At 70.3% G+C, this 17,378-nt stretch carries 17 protein-coding genes; 3 read left to right on the forward strand and 14 right to left on the reverse strand.

Going from position 1 to position 17,378, the window contains the following annotated elements; all coding sequences use genetic code 11:
* Positions 1-524: 524 nt before the first annotated feature.
* The 4 genes from ACIP6N_RS04790 to ACIP6N_RS04805 all read right to left on the reverse strand — a co-directional run bounded on the left by ACIP6N_RS04790 (position 525) and on the right by ACIP6N_RS04805 (position 2,677).
* Positions 525-728, reverse strand: a complete 204-nt coding sequence (locus tag ACIP6N_RS04790) for a hypothetical protein (protein ID WP_401812906.1) — start codon at positions 726-728, stop codon at positions 525-527.
* A gap of 368 nt (positions 729-1,096) precedes the next feature.
* Complete coding sequence (locus ACIP6N_RS04795) at positions 1,097-1,939, reverse strand: helix-turn-helix domain-containing protein (protein WP_401812908.1); 843 nt, start codon at positions 1,937-1,939, stop codon at positions 1,097-1,099.
* Complete coding sequence (locus tag ACIP6N_RS04800) at positions 1,936-2,472, reverse strand: DUF6879 family protein (protein ID WP_401812910.1); 537 nt, start codon at positions 2,470-2,472, stop codon at positions 1,936-1,938. The genes ACIP6N_RS04795 and ACIP6N_RS04800 overlap by 4 nt, the downstream gene beginning before the upstream one ends.
* Before the next feature lies 1 nt (position 2,473).
* Positions 2,474-2,677 (reverse strand): hypothetical protein, encoded by a 204-nt coding sequence (locus tag ACIP6N_RS04805; RefSeq protein ID WP_401812912.1) that lies wholly within the window; start codon positions 2,675-2,677, stop codon positions 2,474-2,476.
* Positions 2,678-2,888: 211 nt separating this feature from the next.
* Between ACIP6N_RS04805 and ACIP6N_RS04810 the strand changes: the two genes are divergently transcribed.
* Together ACIP6N_RS04810 and ACIP6N_RS04815 are read left to right on the forward strand one after the other, a co-directional pair.
* The gene (locus ACIP6N_RS04810; protein WP_401812914.1) at positions 2,889-3,071 is read left to right on the forward strand and encodes a hypothetical protein; all 183 of its coding nucleotides are present in this window, start codon (positions 2,889-2,891) and stop codon (positions 3,069-3,071) included.
* Entirely contained in the window at positions 3,026-3,391 is a 366-nt protein-coding gene (locus ACIP6N_RS04815; protein ID WP_401812916.1) for a GNAT family N-acetyltransferase, read from the forward strand. The genes ACIP6N_RS04810 and ACIP6N_RS04815 overlap by 46 nt, the downstream gene beginning before the upstream one ends.
* 22 nt (positions 3,392-3,413) lie before the next feature.
* Here the strand turns inward: ACIP6N_RS04815 and ACIP6N_RS04820 are convergent, their stop codons facing one another.
* Both ACIP6N_RS04820 and ACIP6N_RS04825 read right to left on the reverse strand, forming a co-directional pair.
* Positions 3,414-3,758 (reverse strand): chorismate mutase, encoded by a 345-nt coding sequence (locus ACIP6N_RS04820; protein ID WP_401812918.1) that lies wholly within the window; start codon positions 3,756-3,758, stop codon positions 3,414-3,416.
* Between the two features lie 241 nt (positions 3,759-3,999).
* The gene (locus tag ACIP6N_RS04825; protein WP_401812919.1) at positions 4,000-4,833 is read right to left on the reverse strand and encodes a trypsin-like serine protease; all 834 of its coding nucleotides are present in this window, start codon (positions 4,831-4,833) and stop codon (positions 4,000-4,002) included.
* A gap of 320 nt (positions 4,834-5,153) precedes the next feature.
* Here ACIP6N_RS04825 and ACIP6N_RS04830 point away from each other — a divergent pair, with 320 nt between their 5' ends.
* Positions 5,154-6,071, forward strand: a complete 918-nt coding sequence (locus ACIP6N_RS04830) for a hypothetical protein (RefSeq protein WP_401812921.1) — start codon at positions 5,154-5,156, stop codon at positions 6,069-6,071.
* Positions 6,072-6,124: 53 nt separating this feature from the next.
* On the opposite strand, the gene ACIP6N_RS04835 is transcribed toward ACIP6N_RS04830, so the two are convergent.
* The 8 genes from ACIP6N_RS04835 to ACIP6N_RS04870 form a co-directional block, all read right to left on the reverse strand.
* Positions 6,125-6,511, reverse strand: coding sequence for a barstar family protein (locus tag ACIP6N_RS04835; protein WP_401812923.1), 387 nt, complete (start codon positions 6,509-6,511; stop codon positions 6,125-6,127).
* A 32-nt stretch (positions 6,512-6,543) separates the two neighbouring features.
* On the reverse strand, positions 6,544-6,939 hold the full coding sequence (locus tag ACIP6N_RS04840; RefSeq protein WP_401812924.1) for a ribonuclease domain-containing protein: 396 nt from the start codon (positions 6,937-6,939) through the stop codon (positions 6,544-6,546).
* A gap of 204 nt (positions 6,940-7,143) precedes the next feature.
* Positions 7,144-8,682 carry a DEAD/DEAH box helicase gene (locus ACIP6N_RS04845; RefSeq protein ID WP_401812925.1) on the reverse strand — a complete coding sequence of 513 codons (1,539 nt, stop codon included), beginning with the start codon at positions 8,680-8,682 and terminating at the stop codon, positions 7,144-7,146.
* Between the two features lie 93 nt (positions 8,683-8,775).
* A complete protein-coding gene (locus ACIP6N_RS04850) occupies positions 8,776-8,979 on the reverse strand; it encodes a cold-shock protein (protein ID WP_015607926.1) in 204 nt (67 codons plus the stop codon).
* Between the two features lie 266 nt (positions 8,980-9,245).
* Entirely contained in the window at positions 9,246-9,728 is a 483-nt protein-coding gene (locus ACIP6N_RS04855) for a pyridoxamine 5'-phosphate oxidase family protein (protein WP_401812927.1), read from the reverse strand.
* Between the two features lie 263 nt (positions 9,729-9,991).
* A complete protein-coding gene (locus tag ACIP6N_RS04860) occupies positions 9,992-11,452 on the reverse strand; it encodes a glutamate synthase subunit beta (RefSeq protein ID WP_401812929.1) in 1,461 nt (486 codons plus the stop codon).
* On the reverse strand, positions 11,445-16,004 hold the full coding sequence (gene gltB, locus ACIP6N_RS04865; RefSeq protein ID WP_401812931.1) for a glutamate synthase large subunit: 4,560 nt from the start codon (positions 16,002-16,004) through the stop codon (positions 11,445-11,447). The genes ACIP6N_RS04860 and gltB overlap by 8 nt, the downstream gene beginning before the upstream one ends.
* A 518-nt stretch (positions 16,005-16,522) precedes the next feature.
* Positions 16,523-17,251 carry a VIT1/CCC1 transporter family protein gene (locus tag ACIP6N_RS04870; protein ID WP_401812933.1) on the reverse strand — a complete coding sequence of 243 codons (729 nt, stop codon included), beginning with the start codon at positions 17,249-17,251 and terminating at the stop codon, positions 16,523-16,525.
* Positions 17,252-17,378 lie beyond the last annotated feature (127 nt).

The raw sequence follows: 17,378 nt of genomic DNA on the forward strand, positions 1-17,378 counted from the left end.
GCCGAAGCGGGCGGCCGAGGCGATCGGCCGAAGCGGGCGGCCGAGGCGATCGGCCGAAGCGGGCGACAGGGGCCGTTGGCCGAGGTAGTCATCCGGAGCGACCAGCCGGGCGATGAGCCGGGGCGGTCGGCCGAGGTGGTCGGCCGAAGCGGTCGGCCGGAGCAGTCAGCCGGAACCCGGCCGAAGCGGTCGGCCGGAGCAGTCAGCCGGAACCCGGCCGGAGCGGTCAGCCGGGGTGATCAGCCGGGACAGGGCTCCGGGCGCCCGAACCGGCGGTTCAGGCGCGGGGGGGGGGAGGGCGTCGGGCCGCCCGGGTCGGGGTGGTGCCGGGCACGTACGTGTGTGGACTCCGGTCGGCGGCCCGCAGGTTGCGGCGCGTGCGCGTATGCCCCCGGTCGGCGGTCCGCAACGGGGACGGTGCGTACGGCGCCGGTCGGGCGGACGCCCGCTCCCCCGGCCACGTGGTCACTCCGGTCACGCGGTCGCTCCGCCCCCGCGGCACTCCGATCACGCGGTCACTCCGGTCACGACCCGCCGCCCTCGGCGCAGCGCGGGTGCGCGCGGGGGAACCAGGACACCTGGAGGCCGAATACCCGCCTCTTCCGCTGTCCGAGGTCCCTGACTTCTTCCCGCGACACGGCGAGACCGCAGAACACACAGTCGGCGCCGCGCAGTTGACGCTCGCTCAACGTCTCGACGGCCGGCATCCGGCTGATTTCCGTGGTCATCCGGGGACCTCCGCGGAACCTCCGGCCCGACCGCCCGGACGCCGGGCGTCACAGCACCGGCGGGCGTCGCACGACCGGCCGTCATCGCAGGCACGGCCGTCATCGCAGGCACGGCCGTCATCCCACGAGCGGCGGACATCGCACGGCCGGCCGGTGCCCCACGACCCGCGGACACCGCACGCGCGGGCTCTTCGCCCCGGGCTCTGCGCTCTGAGCGCGAGCCGTTCCTCCCCGGCTGAGGCTATGTGCGCGGTACCCGTGGCGTGTGTCCCGTTGGCCATGGCCAGCACGTTAACCGCGCCGGCCGCGCGATCGCCGGGCGATTGCGCCGGATTGCGCGTGCCGCCCGGGCGCGTGGGAGCAGTCGTTCAGGGAACGGCGAGCGCGGCTCGCGCGCGGCCGATGAGCCGGCGCGCCTGGGGCCCCTGAACCGCTGATTCGAGGAGCCAGTCCCAGGCACGGCCGTACGTTTCCACGCTGTCGGTGTCCTCCAGCCACATCTCCGTGTCGATCGTCTCGACGATGACGAGCCGCTGGTCGTATATCCAGAAGCCGTGAGCCGGTGTACGGCGCAGCTGCGTGCCGAACGGGATGACGCGGAGATCGACGGTGTCCAGGGCGATGAGGCCGGCGAGCCGGTCGAGTTGAGCCGCCATCACGTCCCGGGGGCACACCATCATGTGCAGCGCGCCCTCCCATATCAGGAACCGGAACTGGCGGCCCGGTTCGTTCAGCGCGTCCTGGCGGCGCATCCTGGCCCGTACCGCTTCGTCGATGTCCCGGGGCATCTGCCGGAATTCGGCGTTCACCGAGAACATGTACCGCGCGTAGTCCGCCGTCTGGAACAGGCCCGGGACACGGGAGACTTCCAGGCCGCGGATGACGCGCGTGGCGGCGGTCTCGACGAGCGCCAGTTCCTGCCGGGCCCGGTGGCCGCTCGCGAGCTGCCTGCGCCAGGACCGGTAGCGCGTCTCCAGTCCCGCGAGCCGCCCGGTCAGCTCCGCGGCGACATCCGGTCGTCCGACCGCCTCGGCCCAGGCGGTCAGGTCCGCGGTGGTCGGGGTCTGTTTGCCTGTCTCGAGACGGCTGACCTTCGAGCGCTGCCAGTCCAGTGCCCGCGCGATTCCCTTTCCGTCGAGGCCCGCTTCGGTACGCAGTTCACGCAGCCGCGCACCGAGGGCGATTCGGGCGCTCTGGAAGTCTGTGCTCACACCGTCGAACGTACCCGGGCCCACACCTGGGCCGTGGGTGTGGCCCGGCACCAGGCGGCGTCGCGGGCCCGGCGGATGCGCAGGACCCTCGCCGGATCGTCGGTCACCTCGACACCGAGCGTCGCGTCCGCGCCGTCGTGGTGGATGCGGACCAGGATCCGTGAGTCGAAGAGCCACACGTCATGTCCGGGCAGGCCGAGACGGCGGGCCTCGTCCCGCGCCAGGATCCGGATGTCCTCGCCCGCCTCGACGTTGGCGGCGGCCGTGGCGAGGAGGAACCGCTGGCCGTCCGTGGGCGGATCGTCGATGATCCGTACGCGTGCGAACCGTTTGCCCAGCCGGGTCTGCGCCCTGACGTTGACGTTCCACGGATGATCCGGCTCCGGTCGTGGCTGAACGCCGCGCAGGAACATCTGGAACCGGGCCCCTTGCCGGTCGGAGGCGTAGCCCTGACGGGTCTCCAGTCGCCAGGCGGTGTGCTCGAACTCGGTGAACAGGTGCCCGACCTCGGCGAACGGGATCAGGTGCGGCACGTCACCCCTTGGGCGCGAAGCGAGTGAGCAGTTCCCGGGGGATGACGACGAAGGTCTCGGACTCCTTTACGTCACGGAGTTGTTCAAGATGCTCGGGATCGGTGAGCCGGTCACCCTGGACGACGATGTCGCCTGTCTCTTCCACCTCGTACAGGGTGGGGCAGTCGCCGTGCTCGGAGGTGGTACCGATGAAGCGCAGCGTCATGGTGTCGCCCTCTCTGGATGGTTGGAGATCCAGGATGCGCCGGGCCGCAGCAATCCGTCCGGGGAATGCGGCAGATCACTCTCCGTGGCACGGGCGGCCGGGCGCCCGCACAGGTCCCCGACCGCGTGATGCGACGCAACTCACGGCCGGTGCGGGCACGCCACACCCCGCAATGGACGGGGCGCGCGGCCCGCGCCCCTATCCTGGCTGTATGTCCCTCACCCCCAACACGCCTGGTTCCGTGCGGTCACCGGCCGCCGTGAACGCGGACATCCGCGCGCTCTGGACACGCGCCGGGGGAACGCTCTCACTCGCCGAGCAGGAGCGGTACCACCAGCTCCTGGTGGAATGGGCGACGGCGATACAGACCGAGATCACCGCGGCGGCGGCCTGAGGGAACGGCGTTCGGCAAGCACCTCCAGGGACACCTGGGGCGGCCCCCGACGCCCCGTCAACGCCCCCGCTCCCGTGACTCGTCAGCCGGACGACCCGTCATGCGGGGCGCTCAGAAAAGAGCTGTACGCAAGGGAGTTCGTTCGGCGTCGTGGCGTCGCGCGGGCATTCATGGGTGAGTTGGAGACGGTGGCGGCCGGGGCCGGGTGCTCGCGTATCGAGTGGACCGCGGACACGGACAATCCTCCCGCCCTCGCGTTCTACGAGGCCCTTGGAGCGGCGCCGCGTGGCGGGAAGGTCCTTTACCGGCTCGGGCCGTAGCCGGCGCCGTGGCCGGGTGAGTTCAGGCGTTCTCGGTTCCGGTGTCCGGCGCCGTGCCGTCGGCGATCTGCTCGTGGTGGCGGATCACTTCGGCGATGATGAAGTTGAGGAGCTTCTCGGCGAAGGCCGGGTCCAGTTTGGCGTTCTCCGCGAGCTGGCGCAGGCGGGTGATCTGGTTGGCCTCGCGGGCCGGGTCTGCCGGGGGCAGCTGGTGTTCGGCCTTGAGGAGGCCGACCTGCTGGGTGCATTTGAAGCGTTCGGCGAGCATGTGGACAACGGCGGCATCGATGTTGTCGATGCTGTCGCGGAGGCGGTTCAACTCGGCGCGTACGGGCTCGTCGATGCCCTGACTGTTGCTCGTGGTCATGGTCGGGCAGCTTAGACGGCGCCGGTCAGGAAGGTCGGCCGGTGATCAGGATGCGGGATCCCGATGCGGGGTGCGGAAACAGCGCGAGCGGGCGCCGGGCCCGGACCACCGGGAGAGGCGGCACGCGGGGCCCCGCGAACCCCGCAGGGCCCCCGTGTCCCGAAGGGCCGGGCTCAGGGCGTGGAATGCGGAAGGGGCAGGCGCCGGTTCGTACGGCGCCTGCCCCTCCTCCGGGCTCACGTCACAGCGACGCCGCCGCCGACGCGATGTCCGAGGCGAAGGTCGAGACCTCGGTGTAGACGCCGGGGTAGCCGGGCCGCGCGCAGCCGTTGCCCCAGCTGACTATGCCGACCTGGATGAACTCGCCGGCGTTGTCCTTGCGGAACATCGGGCCGCCGGAGTCGCCCTGGCAGGTGTCCGTGCCGCCCTCGTCGAAGCCGGCGCAGATCTCCTCGTCGGCGATGACCTCACCGTCGTACGCCGTGTTGCAGGCACTGTCGGAGACGAACGGGACGGTCGCCTTGAGCAGGTAGCGCTCCTGGCCGCCGCCCTCGGTCGCCGCGCCCCAGCCGGCGATGGTGAAGTCGCCGGAGTTGTACGCCGTGGTGGTGGCGATCTTCAGGGTGGGCTGGTCGATGGGCTCGGCGAGCTTGATGAGCGCCCAGTCCTTGCCCGCTCCGTCGTAGCCGGGAGCCTGGAGCACCTCGGTGGACTTGACGGTGACGGCGTCCGGGCTGTTGAGGTCGACGACGCCCGCGGTGGCGGTGATGCTGGTGTCGCTGCCGGATCCGTCCACGCAGTGCGCGGCGGTCAGGACGATGTCCTCGGCGTAGAGCGCGCCGCCGCAGCCCATGGAGAGCCGGACCATGAAGGGGAACTCGCCCTGCGTGGCACGGGAACCGCCGACGACCGGCGGTGCGACCGGAGCGGCGTCGCGGACCGCGGAGGTCACCGGGGAGGGGGCTCGGTCCTGGGCGGGTGCGGCGGAGGCGGACGAGGGCTGGAGGCTGATGGCGGCGAGCAGGACCGCGCTGGTGGCGGCGCCCCTCTTGAGGGCGCGCAGAAGCTGGCTCATGGGTCTGGCCTTTCACGGCGGGGGGGGGTGGCCATGTGTGGGGGGGACGCGCACGCGGACCGGAAGCTGTCCGACGGGCGCGGTGTACGAAGTCGACCCGTACAGACACGTTTTTGTCATGCGCTCGACAAAACGTGATCAGGATTATGCGGAGGCATTCGGCCACGCCACAAGTGGCTACTTTTCGCCACGCGCGCCGGTGTTTTCCGGCCATCGGGCCACACGTACCCGTCGCGACCTGCTCGTATTACCGCCCCGATCAGATCCCGACCGCCGTAGAGTTGACTCCGGCTGACCGTCCTTTCAGGGGGTGTCCGGACGTGACGAACGGCAGCGAGGTCGTCCACGGCTATCCACAGCTGGACACCGTGCGGGCGGCCGTCACCGCGCTCTACAGACGGCTGACGCCCGACGGCATCCGCTCATACGCACCCAGCGTCGCTCCGGCCGACGTCGCGTTCAGCGATCTGGACGATCTTCATCTCGGCGCGCAGCGGGTCGCACACGCGCTGGTCCGGCAACTGCGCCTGCCGGACGCGCACATGATCATCAGCTTCCGCGAGATGGAGCACGCGGCGAACGTCGAACTGGCCGCGGGCCCGGAGTACTTCATCGAGCTGAACAACCGATTCCGCACCCACCGGCGGGACATCGGCGCCGCCCTCGCCCACGAGATCACCCACGTCCTGCTGCACCGGCTCGGCCTGAGCTTCCCCGGCACCCGCGCCAACGAGATCCTGACCGACACCGCGACGACCTACCTCGGCGCCGGCTGGCTGCTGCTCGACGCGTACCGCGAGGACCGCGACTCCAGTCAGAAGCTCGGCTATCTCACGCCCGAGGAGTTCGGTTACGTACTCGCCAAGCGGGCGCTCGTCTTCGACGAGGACCCTCGGATCTGGTTCACCAGCCCGCAGGGCTACACCGCGTACACCAAGGGCCGGGCGCAGGCGCTGCGCGACGAGCAGCAGCCGCCGCTGACCACCGCGGGCCGACTGGGCCGGCTCCGGTACGCCAAGGACCGCCGCTACGCACTCGACCACGCGGACACGCCCACCGGCTCCGACGCCGACCACGCCCCCGGCCCCGGCTCTCCGTACGTCTTCGAGCGGATGCCGGACGGTCTGCGCGTCGCCTTCGCCTGCCCGACCTGCCACCAGCGCATCCGGATACCCGTCCGAGGGCGCGTGCGGGCCCGGTGCGGGCTGTGCGGCACGGTGCTGGAGTGCGACACCTGACCGAACGGGACCGACAACCCCCGGAGGCCTCGGCCGGACCCCGGCACGCCCGGTCACCTCAGCCGCAGTACCCCCGGGGCTTCTTCCTCGAAGAGGCCCGTCAGTTCGTCGAAGATCGTGGGGCCCAGGCCGGCCTCCGCCTCCGCCAGTCGCGTGCTCAGCGCGGCCCTGTTGCCGGGGTGGGCTCGGGCCAGCCTCCGGCGGAGTTCGCGGGCGGTCTCCTCGTGTCCGAGTGCCTGGCGGGAGAGGTCGTGGGCGCGCCACTCGATGACGTAGTCGCCGTCGTCCGGGGTGCCGAATCCGCCGTGCAGGCAGTCCGCGAGCGCGTCGAGGTTGCGGCCGAAATAGCCGTCGGGGCCGTTCACGGCGGCGCCGATCACCTGCCAGAAGCGGTCGAGGCCGGTGACCTCCGCCCCGTCGATCACATACGTCATCGTCATGGGGCGGAGGTTACCCTCCTGCTGAGCGGGTCTCAGCAGCCGAAGTCGACGAGCGAGAACGACTCGTAGTGGTCGGCCGTGTAGTAGTCCTCGTCGGTCTTGCTGCCGGTGATGATGCGGCGGGCGCCGCGGTCCGGGGAGCCCGGGGTCACGACGGTGTACTCGTGGTAGTAGCTGCTGGACTGGATCGGCAGCAGCTGCTCCCGGTTCTGGAAGACGACGCCGTCCTGGTCGTACGGGAACGGGCCGCCCGCGTCGATCAGGTCGAGCGTGTCGTGGGCCTGGGACGGCAGGCTTCCGTAGCAGATGCTGCCGACGGCGGTGGGGGCGGCCGTGGCGGTGGCGGTGACTCCGCCGACGAGGAGCGTGGAGACGAGGGCGGCCAGGCCGCCGAGCGCGGCGATGCGCGTACGTGGGGGAATTCGCATGCCTCATGATGACGCGCGTAGACAGGGACACGTCAATCCCAACTCCATGGAATTTCCCGGAAGTTAACCGGTCGGGCCGAGACCTTCCCCTGCCGTGCACGGACGCGACAGCCCCCGTACGCGCACACAGAAACGCCCGGTCCCGCGCTCAGTGCGCGGGGCCGGGCGTTGCCGTACAAGCGGGCGTTTCCGCCGGTCGGAGCCTCAGGCCGCGGTGCGGCGGCCGCCCTGGGCGCCACTGCCGCCCGGGCGTCCGCGCCGGCCGCGGCTGCCGCGTGAGGGGGCACCGCCGATGCGGGCGCCGCCACCGTTCGCGTTGCCGCCCGAGCCGCCGCGCGCGGGCCGCGCCGTACGCGGCTTCTGCTTCGGCGGTACCGCCTGCTGCGGCACCTCGATGGTGACGGCGACGCCGGAGGGCTCCCGCGCACCGGTGAGCTGCGTCAGTTCCTCGTCGGTCGACTTGATCCTGGCGGACCTGGGGTCGATGCCGGCGTCCGACATCAGCCGGGTCATCTCGCGCCGCTGCTCGGGCAGCACCAGCGTCACCACACTGCCGGACTCCCCCGCGCGTGCGGTGCGTCCGCCGCGGTGCAGGTAGTCCTTGTGGTCGACGGGCGGATCGACGTTGACCACGAGGTCGAGGTCGTCGACGTGAATGCCGCGCGCCGCGACGTTGGTCGCGACGAGCGCGGTGACCTGCCCGGTCTTGAACTGCTCAAGGGTCCTGTTGCGCTGCGGCTGGGAGCGGCCGCCGTGCAGGCCCGCCGCCCGTACGCCGCTGGCGAGCAGCCGCTTGACCAGCCGGTCCACGGACCGCTTGGTGTCGAGGAAGAGCAGCACCCGGCCGTCGCGGGCCGCGATGCGGATGGTGACGGCCTTCTTGTCGGTCTCGTCCAGCACGTACAGCACGTGGTGTTCCATCGTGGTGACCGCGCCCTGGGACGGGTCGACGGAGTGGACCACGGGGTCCGTCAGGTACTGGCGGACGAGCCGGTCGATGTTCTTGTCCAGGGTCGCCGAGAACAGCATCCGCTGGCCGTCGGCGCGCACCTGCTTGAGGAGCGCGGTGACCTGCGGCATGAAGCCCATGTCGGCCATCTGGTCGGCCTCGTCGAGCACGGTGATCTCGACCTGGTCGAGGCGGCAGTCGCCGCGCTCGATGAGGTCCTTCAGCCGTCCCGGTGTGGCGACCAGGACCTCGGCGCCGCGGCGGAGCTGGGCCGCCTGCTTGCTGATGGAGAGGCCGCCGACGACCGTCGCGAGCTTGAGGTTCACGGCGGTGGCGTACGGGGTGAGCGCGTCGGTCACCTGCTGCGCCAGCTCGCGCGTCGGGACCAGCACCATGACGAGGGGTGCGCGGGGCTCGGCGCGGCGGCCCGCGGTGCGGGCGAGGAGCGCGAGGCCGAAGGCGAGGGTCTTGCCGGAGCCGGTACGGCCGCGGCCGAGGATGTCGCGGCCCGCGAGCGAGTTCGGCAGGGTCGCGCCCTGGATGGGGAAAGGTTCTGTCACACCCTGGGCGGTGAGGGTCTTCAGCAGCCCTGCGGGCATGTCCAGCTCGTCGAACGCCTCGACGGCGGGCAGTGCGGGGGTGATGGTCTCCGGCAGCGTGAATTCCTGCGGACGTGCGGCGGAGCGGCGGGCGGGTGCCTTCGCCGAGCCCCTCGAAGATCCGTTGGAACGGGAATTCACCGGGCGCTTACCGGCTGATCTGACAGCACGGTCCTGGCGTTCGGGTCGAGTCATGACGGGAAATGCCTTCCTGGGCCTGAGGACAGCGCGAGCCGGGACCCGCACCGTGCAGGTGCGGGCCCCGGCTGCGAGGTACGCGTCCGGAAATTAGGCCGGGACGATGTTCTCCGCCTGCGGGCCCTTCTGGCCCTGCGTGACGTCGAACGAGACCTTCTGGCCCTCCTGGAGCTCACGGAAGCCCTGGGTGGCGATGTTCGAGTAGTGGGCGAAGACGTCGGCGCCGCCGCCGTCCTGCTCAATGAAGCCGAAGCCCTTTTCCGAGTTGAACCACTTCACGGTGCCAGTTGCCATGTCATTCTCCTAAAACAGGTGCAGAGCCGGAAATCCGCACTTCACGGATTCCTCGTCGCCGCATTGAGCCCCATCCGGAGAAGCCGGCAAAAACATATGTGCGCCTGAGGAAGCATTCCCGTCAGGCGCACATAAAGTTCATGGGTACCAAAACTGCAACACAGTCAGCCTAGCATGCCCTCGCGGCGAACCCGGAGCCGGACACGCCCATGATCGAGGGATGTGCGAGCGGGCCGGCTCACACGTCCCGGCAGGCGGGGCCTGCCCTAGCTGCCCCGCCGTACGGTGCGGGCCGGACGTCCCGGGGACCAGCGCCGCAGGACCAGCTCCACCCCGTCCACCTGGGTTTCCACCACCTCGGTCAGCTCGGCGCGGAAGAGGTCGAAGCGGAGCGTGGTGCCGGTGGCCTCGGCGTAGCGCGCGATCACCGCCGCGTCGGTCACCGCGACCGCCCGTCCGGCGATACGGACGTCTCCGTCGGCCATCCGGTCGTCGCCGCCGGGGTTCGCGTGCAGTGCGAAACGCGGGTCGCGCAGCAGATCCCGGCCTTTGCGTGAGTTCGGCATCATTCCGCACCAGAGTTCGCCGTCGACGAAAGCGACTCCCAGTCCTGAGAGCCTCGGGGAGCCGTCCCCGCGTACGGTCGCGAGGACGTGGTGGGCGTACTTCTCGAAGCGCCGCCGCGCGAAAGCGGCGAAGGCCGGTTCGGCCGCGTGGAAATCCGTCCAGGTGGACGTGATGGCTGTCATGGCATCCATCCAACGGGCAATACCGGACATCCTCTGTCACCGGCGGAACACGGGATGCGGAACCCAGGAGCCGGACGCGCCGGATTCCGGAACGCGTTGGCGGCCCGAACGCGCCGGATGCCGGACGCGGCCACATGCCACGGCGCCCGCCAACGGTCCGGTCGGGGACTGGGGGCAGGCGCCGTGTCTTGCGGAGGGTCCGGGGGCACGCCCCCGGACCGACACCGCCCGTACGCCGTTGTACGGGACGTCTATGGGGTTGTTCAGACCGTCAGTGCGCGGTCCGTCGGCCGGATCGGGGCGTGCAGTTCGCTCGCACCCGTCAGGTGACGGTCCACACCGCGCGCCGCCGAGCGGCCCTCGGCGATCGCCCAGACGATCAGGGACTGGCCGCGGCCCGCGTCCCCGGCGACGTACACGCCGGGCACATTGGTCGCGAAGTCCTCGTCGCGGGCGATGTTGCCACGCTCGTCGAGTTCGAGGCCGAACTGCTCGACCAGACCGTTCGCCTGGTCGGTGCCGGTGAAGCCCATGGCGAGCGTCACCAGCTGAGCCGGGATCTTACGCTCGGTCCCGGGCTTCGACTCCAGCTTGCCGTCCTTGAACTCCACCTCGGTGAGGTGCAGGAACTGTACGTTGCCGTCCTCGTCGCCCTCGAAGTGGGTGGTGGAAACAGCGTAGACGCGCTCCCCGCCCTCCTCGTGCGCGGTGGTGACCTTGTAGAGCATCGGGAACGTCGGCCACGGCTGGTGCTCCGCGCGTTCGTCGCCGGGCCTCGGCATGATCTCCAGCTGGGTGACGGACGCGGCGCCCTGCCGGTGGGCCGTACCGACGCAGTCCGCGCCGGTGTCGCCGCCGCCGATGACCACGACGTGCTTGCCCGCGGCGGAGATCGGGGAGACCGTGAGGTCGCCCTCCTGCACCTTGTTGGACAGCGGCAGGTACTCCATCGCGAAGTGCACGCCGTTCAGCTCACGGCCGGGGACGGGCAGGTCGCGCGAGACGGTGGCGCCGGCGGCGATGACGACAGCGTCGTAGCGCTTGCGCAGCTTCTTCGCGTCGAGGTCGCGGCCGACCTCCACCTCGGTGCGGAACTTGGTCCCCTCCGCGCGCATCTGCTCGATGCGGCGGTTGATGTGGACCTTCTCCATCTTGAAGGCGGGGATGCCGTAGCGCAGGAGGCCACCGATGCGGTCGGCGCGCTCGAACACCACGACGGTGTGGCCCGCCCGGGTCAGCTGCTGGGCCGCGGCCAGGCCCGCCGGGCCCGAGCCGATGACGGCGACGGTCTTGCCGGACAGCCGCTCGGGCGGCTGCGGGGTGACGTCGCCGCTGTCCCACGCCTTGTCGATGATGGTGACTTCGACGTTCTTGATGGTGACGGGCGGCTGGTTGATGCCGAGCACGCACGAGGCCTCGCACGGGGCGGGGCACAGCCGCCCGGTGAACTCCGGGAAGTTGTTCGTGGCGTGCAGCCGCTCGATCGCGGCCTTCCAGTCGTCGCGGTACGCGTAGTCGTTCCACTCGGGGATGAGGTTTCCGAGCGGACAGCCGCTGTGGCAGAACGGGATGCCGCAGTCCATGCAGCGTCCGGCCTGCTTGCTGATGATCGGGAGCAGCGAACCGGGAACGTAGACCTCGTTCCAGTCCTTGACGCGCTCCTCCACCGGCCGGGTTTCGGCGACCTCGCGCCCGGTGGTGAGAAAGCCCTTCGGGTCAGCCATTGGTCGCCGCCTCCATCATCTTCTCGGTGGTCTCGGTCTCGGAGAGTCCGGCCAGCTCGGCGGCGTCCTTGGCGGCGAGCACTGCCTTGTACGTGGTGGGGATGATCTTGCTGAAGCGGTCCGCTGCGGTGTCCCACTCGGCGAGCAGCTTGGCGGCGACGGTGGAGCCCGTCTCCTCCTGGTGGCGGCGCACGGCGCCGTGCAGCCACTTCCTGTCGGTGTCGTCGAGGGGTTCGACGGCGGACAGGTTCCCGGCGTTGACGTTGTCCGGGTCGAGGTCGAGGACGTAGGCGATGCCGCCGGACATGCCGGCCGCGAAGTTGCGTCCCGTCTCGCCGAGGACGACGGCGTGGCCGCCGGTCATGTACTCGCAGCCGTGGTCGCCGACGCCTTCGGAGACGACGGTCGCGCCGGAGTTGCGCACGCAGAAGCGTTCGCCGGTGCGGCCGCGCAGGTACAGCTCGCCGGCGGTGGCGCCGTAGGCGATGGTGTTGCCCGCGATGGTGGAGTACTCCGCGAGGTGTTCGGCGCCGCGGTCGGGCCGTACGACGAGGCGTCCGCCGGAGAGGCCCTTGCCGACGTAGTCGTTGGCGTCGCCCTCCAGGCGCAGGGTCACACCGCGCGGCAGGAACGCGCCGAAGGACTGGCCCGCGGAGCCGGTGAAGGTGATGTCGACGGTGTCGTCGGGCAGTCCTTCGCCACCGAACTTCTTCGTCACCTCGTTGCCGAGCATGGTGCCGACGGTGCGGTTGATGTTGCGGATGCCGATCTGGGCACGCACCGGCTGGGCGCTCTCGGCGCTCTCGGCCTTCAGGGCGTCGGCGGCGAGCTTGATCAGCTCGTTGTCGAGCGCCTTGGCGAGGCCGTGGTCCTGCTCGACGACGCGGTGCCGTGCGGCGCCTTCCGGCAGGTCGGGTACGTGGAACAGCGGCTGGAGGTCGAGGCCTTGGGCCTTCCAGTGGTTCACGGCCCGCTCGGTGTCGAGCAGTTCGGCGTGGCCGACGGCCTCTTCGAGCGTACGGAAGCCCAGTTCGGCGAGGAGTTCGCGGACTTCTTCCGCGATGAACTGGAAGAAGTTGACGACGTATTCGGCCTTGCCGGAGAACCGTTCGCGCAGCACCGGGTTCTGGGTGGCGATGCCGACCGGACAGGTGTCGAGGTGACAGACGCGCATCATGACGCAGCCCGAGACGACGAGCGGCGCGGTCGCGAAACCGAACTCCTCGGCGCCGAGCAGCGCGGCGATGACGACGTCACGGCCGGTCTTGAGCTGTCCGTCGGTCTGGACGACGATGCGGTCGCGCAGCCCGTTGAGCAGCAGCGTCTGCTGGGTCTCGGCGAGGCCCAGCTCCCAGGGGCCGCCCGCGTGCTTGAGCGAGGTGAGCGGCGAGGCGCCCGTACCGCCGTCGTGTCCCGAGATCAGGACGACATCGGCGTGGGCCTTGGAGACGCCCGCGGCGACGGTGCCGACGCCGACCTCGGAGACCAGCTTCACGTGGATGCGGGCCTTCGGGTTGGCGTTCTTCAGATCGTGGATCAGCTGGGCGAGATCCTCGATGGAGTAGATGTCGTGGTGCGGCGGCGGGGAGATCAGGCCGACGCCCGGGGTGGAGTGCCGGGTCTTGGCGACCCACGGGTAGACCTTGTGGCCGGGCAGCTGGCCGCCCTCGCCGGGCTTGGCGCCCTGGGCCATCTTGATCTGGATGTCGTCGGCGTTGACGAGGTATTCGCTGGTGACGCCGAAGCGGCCGGAGGCGACCTGCTTGATCGAGGAGCGCAGCGCCGGGTCGTACAGCCTGCGCGCGTCCTCGCCGCCCTCGCCGGTGTTGGACTTGCCGCCGAGCTGGTTCATGGCGACGGCGAGCGTTTCGTGCGCTTCGAGGGAGATCGAGCCGTACGACATGGCGCCGGTGGAGAAGCGCTTGACGATCTCGGAGGCGGGCTCGACCTCGTCGATGGAGATCGGGTCGCGTCCGGAGGCGAAGTTGAACAGGCCGCGCAGCGTCATCAGGCGCTCGGACTGCTCGTTCACCCGGCTCGTGTACTTCTTGAAGATGTCGTAGCGGCGGGAGCGCGTGGCGTGCTGGAGCCGGAAGACGGTCTCCGGGTCGAAGAGGTGCGGCTCGCCCTCGCGGCGCCACTGGTACTCGCCGCCGATCTCCAGCTTGCGGTGGCTCGCGGAGATCCCGGAGGCGGGGTAGCCCTTGGCGTGCCGGGCCGCGACCTCCTGGGCGACGATGTCGAGTCCGGCGCCGCCGATCTTGGTGGCGGTGCCGCTGAAGTACTTCTCGACGAAGGCCTCGTCCAGGCCGACGGCCTCGAAGACCTGGGCGCCCCGGTAGGAGGCGACGGTGGAGATGCCCATCTTGGACATCACCTTGAGGACGCCCTTGCCGAGCGCGTAGATCAGGTTGCGGATCGCCTGCTCGGGCTCCAGGCCCTCGATGAACGTGCCCGCGCGGACCAGGTCCTCGACGGACTCCATCGCGAGGTACGGGTTGACGGCGGCGGCGCCGTAGCCGATGAGCAGTGCGACGTGGTGCACCTCGCGTACGTCGCCGGCCTCGACCAGCAGGCCCACCTGGGTGCGCTGCTTGGTGCGGATGAGGTGGTGGTGGACGGCCGCGGTGAGCAGCAGCGAGGGGATCGGGGCCTGCTCGGCGTCGGAGTGCCGGTCGGAGAGCACGATGATCCGGGCGCCGCTCTCCAGAGCGGCGTCGGTCTCGGCGCAGATCTCTTCGATCCGGGCGGCCAGCGCCTCGCCGCCGCCGCTGACACGGTAGAGGCCGGAGAGCGTGGCGGCCTTCATGCCGGGCATGTCGCCGTCCGCGTTTATGTGGACGAGCTTGGCCAGTTCATCGTTGTCGATGACCGGGAAGGGCAGGGTGACGCTGCGGCAGGACGCGGCGGTCGGCTCCAGCAGGTTGCCCTGCGGGCCGAGCGAGGAGCGCAGCGAGGTGACCAGTTCTTCCCGGATGGCGTCCAGCGGCGGGTTGGTGACCTGCGCGAACAGCTGGGTGAAGTAGTCGAAGAGCAGCCGGGGCCGGGCGGAGAGCGCGGCGATCGGGGAGTCGGTGCCCATGGAGCCGATGGGCTCCGTGCCGGCGCGGGCCATGGGCGCGAGCAGGACGCGCAGCTCTTCCTCGGTGTAGCCGAAGGTCTGCTGGCGGCGGGTGACCGAGGCGTGGGTGTGCACGATGTGCTCACGCTCGGGCAGGTCCTCCAGCTCGATCTCGCCGGTCTCCAGCCATTCCTGGTACGGCTGTTCGGCGGCGAGGGACGCCTTGATCTCGTCGTCCTCGATGATGCGGTGTTCGGCGGTGTCGACGAGGAACATCCGGCCGGGCTGGAGGCGTCCCTTGCGGACGACCTTGGCCGGGTCGATGTCGAGGACGCCGACCTCGGAGGAGAGGACGACGAGGCCGTCGTCGGTCACCCAGTAGCGGCCGGGGCGCAGGCCGTTGCGGTCGAGGACCGCGCCGACCTGGGTGCCGTCGGTGAAGGTGACGCAGGCCGGGCCGTCCCAGGGCTCCATCATCGTGGCGTGGAACTGGTAGAAGGCGCGGCGCTCCGGGTCCATCGAGTCGTGGTTCTCCCACGCCTCGGGGACCATCATCAGCACGGAGTGCGGCAGCGAGCGGCCGCCGAGGTGCAGCAGTTCGAGGACTTCGTCGAAGGACGCGGAGTCGGAGGCGTCCGGCGTGCAGAGCGGGAAGATCCGCTCCAGCTTGTCGGCGCCGAAGAGGTCGGAGCCGAGCTGGGACTCGCGGGCCTTCATCCAGTTGCGGTTGCCCTTGACCGTGTTGATCTCGCCGTTGTGCGCGACGAAGCGGTACGGGTGGGCGAGCGGCCAGCTCGGGAACGTGTTGGTGGAGAACCGCGAGTGGACCAGCGCGACGGCGGTCGCGAAACGGGGGTCGGAGAGGTCGGGGAAGAACGGCTCCAGCTGGCCGGTGGTGAGCATTCCCTTGTAGACGATCGTGCGCGCGGAGAGGGACGGGAAGTAGATCCCGGCCTCGCGCTCGGCGCGCTTGCGCAGCAAAAAGGCTTTACGGTCGAGAGCGATGCCCGTGCTCGTACCGTCCGCGACGAACAGCTGGCGGAAGGCCGGCATCGTGCCGCGCGCGGTGGCACCGAGCAGTTCGGGGGCGACGGGGACGTCGCGCCAGCCGAGAACGGTCAGGCCTTCCTCGGCGGCGATGGCCTCGATGCGCGAGACCGCGCCGGTGGCTTCCCCGGCGGGCAGGAAGCCGGTGCCGACGGCGTACGAGCCGGCTTCCGGAAGGGTGAAATCGGTGACCTCGCGGAGGAAGGCGTCCGGAACCTGGAGCAGGATCCCGGCGCCGTCGCCGGAGTCGGGCTCGGAACCGGTGGCGCCTCGGTGTTCGAGATTGCGCAGTACGGTCAGCGCCTGCTCCACCAGCGCGTGGCTGGGTACACCGGTGAGGGTGGCCACGAACCCGACACCACAGGCGTCGTGTTCGTTACGGGGGTCGTACAGCCCCTGGGGGGCGGGGCGACCGTCCATGGGCGACCAGGCGTGGATGCGCATCGGCTCTCCCGTCGTCGTCGTGGCATATGCGATAACCGAGGGACGACGTTGGCCCTCCGAAAAATTTCGAGCAGATTACATGATGGGGTGCTTCTCACAAAGCGGATAGTTCATTTCAACATGCGGACACCACTCGTACGGTGCATGCGGGTCACAGGAGGACAGATCAACGTCCGCCCGGCCGTAGAAGGTGATGCGGCGAGAGGCTTCGTTGCCGACGGCGCCTACGGCTCATGCCCGGTCGTTAAGCGCTCGAAACCGCCGGGTAACGGGGGACATGCGGCGGCGTCTTCTGAAGTCTCTCACCCTGGGTACGGAATCAGCCAGGGTGGGGCCGAAAATCGTGTTACAGCAGGTGGCGGGCGGACGGCTGCCACGTCACCGGCCGCCGGAGCGGTGTCAGCGGCCGGTCGGACCGGGGCCAGCGGGCCGTCCGCGCAGCGTCAGCGGCCCGTCAGACCGGAGTCAGCGGCCCGACCGCGCGGAGCCGGACGGCCCGCCGGAGCAAGGCCGGCGGCTCAGATCGTCGCGCCGAACAGTGCGCCCAGTCCGTAGGTGAGCGCGGCGGCGACCCCGCCGAGCACCAGCTGCCGCAGCCCGCTGTACCACCAGCTGCGGGCCGTCACCCTGGCCACCAGCGCCCCGCAGGCGAAGAGTCCGGCCAGCGCGAGCATCAGGGCGGGCCACAGCGTGGTGGCGCCGAGCAGGTAGGGCAGGACGGGCAGCAGGGCGCCCAGCGCGAAGGAGACGAACGACGATCCGGCGGCGACGGTCGGGGACGGCAGATCATCCGGGTCGATGCCCAGTTCCTCGCGCGCGTGAATCTCCAGCGCCTGCTCCGGGTCCCTCGACAACTGCATGGCCACTTCGCGGGCGAGCGCGGGCTCGACGCCGCGTGACACGTAGAGAGCGGCCAGCTCCTCCATCTCGTCCGCGGGGTGTTTACGCAGCTCAGCGCGTTCCACATCCAGCTCGGCCTCGACCAGCTCGCGCTGTGAGGCCACCGAGGTGTACTCACCGGCAGCCATCGAGAAGGCGCCCGCCGCGAGGCCGGCGAGCCCGGTGATCACGATGGTGTGCTGGGAGACCGCGCCGCCCGCGACTCCCGTCATCAGCGCGAGGTTGGAGACAAGGCCGTCCATCGCACCGAACACGGCCGGGCGCAGCCAGCCGCCGTTCACATCGCGGTGCGTGTGGTTGTCCCGGTGCGAATCGTGCAGTGTCGCTTCGGTCTCGATGATGGCCACGGTGCTCACTCCCCTTGTGCGGCAGCCGCTCCCAGCCCGTGTGCGAGCCGGCGGCCACCCTTCCCAGGACTCGAAAATACGCACGAAAAAGCGCTCCCGCCAGCAAGGCAGGCCGTACTTACCAGCG

Origin of the sequence: Streptomyces sp. NPDC088725, assembly GCF_044751305.1 — a bacterium.
GTDB lineage: Bacteria > Actinomycetota > Actinomycetes > Streptomycetales > Streptomycetaceae > Streptomyces.